The organism is Thermococcus sp. (assembly GCF_027008145.1).
In the GTDB taxonomy this organism is placed as follows: Archaea; Methanobacteriota_B; Thermococci; order Thermococcales; family Thermococcaceae; genus Thermococcus.
This window is the reverse complement of the sequence record NZ_JALTCZ010000007.1, coordinates 1-3,627: the sequence shown is the minus strand read 5'-3', so window position 1 is coordinate 3,627 and position 3,627 is coordinate 1. Positions and strand designations below refer to the sequence as shown.

6 protein-coding genes are annotated in these 3,627 nt (G+C 53.6%); all 6 read left to right on the top strand.

The window, feature by feature from the left end; all coding sequences use genetic code 11:
• On the top strand, positions 1-597 hold a 597-nt coding region (locus MVD07_RS00350), incomplete at its 5' end, for an HAD-IA family hydrolase (RefSeq protein ID WP_297497097.1).
• Positions 594-773 carry a hypothetical protein gene (locus MVD07_RS00345; protein WP_297497095.1) on the top strand — a complete coding sequence of 60 codons (180 nt, stop codon included), beginning with the start codon at positions 594-596 and terminating at the stop codon, positions 771-773. The genes MVD07_RS00350 and MVD07_RS00345, both read left to right, overlap by 4 nt.
• Positions 770-1,579, top strand: coding sequence for a glutamate cyclase domain-containing protein (locus tag MVD07_RS00340; protein WP_297497091.1), 810 nt, complete (start codon positions 770-772; stop codon positions 1,577-1,579). The genes MVD07_RS00345 and MVD07_RS00340 overlap by 4 nt, the downstream gene beginning before the upstream one ends.
• Before the next feature lie 14 nt (positions 1,580-1,593).
• Positions 1,594-2,214 (top strand): HD domain-containing protein, encoded by a 621-nt coding sequence (locus MVD07_RS00335; protein WP_297497088.1) that lies wholly within the window; start codon positions 1,594-1,596, stop codon positions 2,212-2,214.
• 93 nt (positions 2,215-2,307) lie between these two features.
• Positions 2,308-2,820: a KH domain-containing protein gene (locus MVD07_RS00330; RefSeq protein WP_297497085.1), complete on the top strand. Its 513-nt coding sequence runs from the start codon at positions 2,308-2,310 to the stop codon at positions 2,818-2,820.
• 55 nt (positions 2,821-2,875) lie between these two features.
• Positions 2,876-3,627, top strand: a 752-nt coding sequence (aspS, locus tag MVD07_RS00325) for an aspartate--tRNA(Asn) ligase (protein WP_297497082.1), incomplete at its 3' end; no start/stop codon positions are given.

Here is a 3,627-nt window from a genome sequence, read left to right as displayed (position 1 = left end):
CCTCTGATCCAGCTCTTTCTCCCCTGGGTCTACGCCGAGCTTGCGAAGAAACTGGGCGTAACCAAGGAGGAGGCCAGAAAGAGGTTTCTCTCCGAGATACTCGTGAGGAGGGACACCTACGACTGGCATGACTGGAACTTCTTCTTCAAGCTGTTTGATTTGAACCTCCGCTACGAGGATTTGCTAAGAAAGTACCCCCACAAGCTGCAGGTTTACCCGGACACTCGTCCAGCCCTTGAGTGGCTCCGTTCCGAGGGCTGTAAGCTGGGCGTCGTCACGAGCGGGCCGGCATACCAGAGGCTAAAGCTCGAACTTACCGGTCTAAGGGAATATTTCGACGTTGTCGTTACGAGGGAAGATGCCAGAACGATAAAGCCCGACCCGAAGATTTTCCTCGTGGCCATTGAGTCCCTGAACACCCGGCCGGAAGAGGCCGTTTTCGTCGGGGACTCGCTGACTCAGGACGTTTATGGAGCCAAGAACGTTGGCATGACCTCGGTCTGGATCAACCGCTCGGATGAAAAGGGTCATCATTTCGCGGACTATGAAATAAGAACCCTTCATGAGCTGAGAAAAATACTGGAGGGGTTGGAATGAAGAAGGTTTTCGAGGCCGAGGGTATGTTTTACAAATACAAGGAAAAGACCGTCAAGCTGAGGGAGAACGACAGGCTCGTACACAGGCAGGAGGGGCCGACTGAGCTCTGGTGGAAGCTCAAGGAGGCCGTGAAAGGAAAGAGGGTTAGGATAATCGCCTACGAGGTGGAGGAATGATAGCCCACCTGATAAACACGGACGTCGGTGGCAGAGGCATCTTAAGGGTCTACCTCGACTACAGGCGGGAAAACTTTAATTTCTTACATAATTCTGCAACTATGTTTTTGAATAACCTTGAGCGGGTTCTCATCGTAACCGGCTTTCCAATACCCCCCGTCGATATTCCAGAGACGGACGGCCCTCCAGGGGCTTTAGCGATTGCCCTCGCGGTTGAAAAACTCGGCGGAAGGGCTGAAGTACTCACTTACCCCGAGGTCAGAGAAGCCCTATCCGACTTCTGGGACTCCTTCGTGGAGAGGCCGAGACTTTCCAGCTACTCCCTCATCGTGGCAATCGAAACGCCCGGAATGAGCGCCGATGGAAGGTACTACTCCATGAGCGGGCTGGAACTAAAAAGAGGCGCCTTTGATGGGGTTGTCGTTGAGGCTAAGAAGCTCGGCATCCCCACGATAGGGATAGGTGACGGGGGCAACGAGGCAGGCATGGGAAAAGTCAGGGAGCTCGTCATAAGGTACATTCCCCACGGAGATAAGATAGCGAGCGTCGTCGAGACGGACGGGCTAATAACTTCAGCGGTCTCCAACTGGGGTGCCTACGGCCTAGTCGCTGAGGCCTCCATGATAGAGAGTGAAAACCTGCTCAGGGACTTTGATGAAGCTGAAATTGTTAGAGCCCTTGCAGAAGCCGGAATAATAGACGGCGTCACGAAGAGGGCAGAGGTGAGCGTTGATGGTATCAACATGGATGTTCACTCAAAGGTTCTCTCGCTCCTGAAAACCCTTATAAGCAACACCAAAAGGTAGCCGGTGGTGGTCGAATGAAGCTTGAGGAGTTCATACCCGATGAGAGGAGCAGGGCGCTCATTGAGAAGGCAAGGGAGTTCGCGAAGAGCTTTTTTGAGAGGGAAGGAACGCACGGCTTCTCCCACGTCGAGCGCGTTTTCAACCTGTGCCTCCATATAGGGAGGAAGGAAGGTGCAGACCTCGAAGCTCTAGCCCTAGCCGCTCTCCTCCACGACATAGCCAGACCTCTTGAGGACTCGGGCAAGATCGAGGATCACGCCGTTGAGGGGGCAAGGATATCAATGCAATTCCTCAGGGGGCTTGGCTATCCCGAAGATAAGGTGAGGGCCGTTGCCCACGCCATCGAGAGCCACCGCTTCTCTAGGGGGCCTGAACCGAGAACCTTGGAGGCGAAGATACTGAGCGATGCAGATAAGCTCGACGCGATTGGAGCTATAGGAATCGCGAGGGTTTTTATGTACTCCGGCGAACATGGGAGGGACATGGAAGCGTCGCTCAGGCACTTTGAGGAGAAGATACTGAAGCTGAAGGATCTCATGTACACCGAAACCGCGAGGAGGCTCGCCGAGGGGAGGCACCGCTTTACCGTAGAGTTCATCGAGAGGATACGGCGCGAGATCGAGGGTGAAATTTAGCCTTGACTTTTCTATTCTCCCCCTATAATAACGTTTTTAAATGCCTTCCTGAATTTAGGTTAGCCCCTTAAGGTCATTCTGGGAGGTGAGAAAGTGAAGGCGCCAATCTGTGAGGTTTGTCTGAAGACCGATGGCATTCTCTGTCCCGCAGACGAGAAAAAGCTTCAGGAAGGGATAATAACCGAGCTCGACGTTAAGGTTGCCCGCTTACTTTACAAGCTCCTCGGGGACGTTGACATCGAGTTTAAGAAGGCCGTCGAGGCCGGTGACCTTATAGTCATCGTAGTTGGCGAGGGTGATGTCCCGATAACCATTGGAAAGGGCGGAAAGAACATAAAGACCCTCGTGAAGGAACTCGGGAAGCGCGTAAGGGTTATAGAGGGAATAAAGGCCGAGAGCCCTGAGGAGATAAAGAAGCTTGCATCTGACCTCCTCTACCCGGCGGGGGTCTTTGGAGTCAACGTTGTCTACAAACCGGGCGGGCAGACTTACTACAAGGTTCTGGTCTTCGGCAGGGACAGGAAGAAGCTTCCCGAGAAGCCCGAGATACTGGAGAGCGTTCTCGGCCAGATAGTCGGTAAGGAAGTCAGGCTCGCCTTCGTCTGATTTTTCCACCATACACCTTTAAAAGCAGAGCCCCACTCCTTCTGGAGGTGTTGGAATGTTGAGGACACACTACTCAAGCGAGATAACCGAGGGGCTGAACGGGAAGAAGGTTAAAGTGGCCGGCTGGGTCTGGGAGGTAAAAGACCTCGGTGGAATAAAGTTCCTCTGGATAAGGGACAGGGAGGGTATAGTCCAGGTAACCGCGCCGAAGAAGAAGGTCTCGCCGGAAGTCTTCAAGCTCATCCCCAAACTGAGGAGCGAGGACGTTATAGCGGTTGAGGGCACTGTAAACTTCACACCCAAAGCAAAGCTTGGCTTCGAGATAATCCCCGAGAGGCTCGAAATCCTAAGCAGGGCGGAAAGCCCCCTCCCGCTTGATCCAACCGGAAAGGTCAAGGCCGAACTCGATACGAGGCTGGACAACCGCTTCATGGACCTTAGGAGACCCGAGGTAATGGCTATATTCAAGATTCGCTCGAACGTCTTCAAGGCAATCAGAGACTTCTTCCACGAGAACGGCTTCATCGAGATACACACGCCGAAGATCATAGCAACGGCGACCGAGGGCGGAACCGAGCTCTTCCCAATGAAGTACTTCGAGAAGGACGCCTTCTTAGCTCAGAGCCCCCAGCTGTACAAGCAGATAATGATGGCGTCCGGGCTGGACAGGGTCTACGAGATGGCCCCGATTTTCAGAGCGGAGGAGCACAACACTACGAGGCATTTAAACGAAGCGTGGAGCATTGACGCTGAGATGGCCTTCATCGAGAACGAGGAGGAAGTGATGGGCCTCCTTGAGAGGCTTGT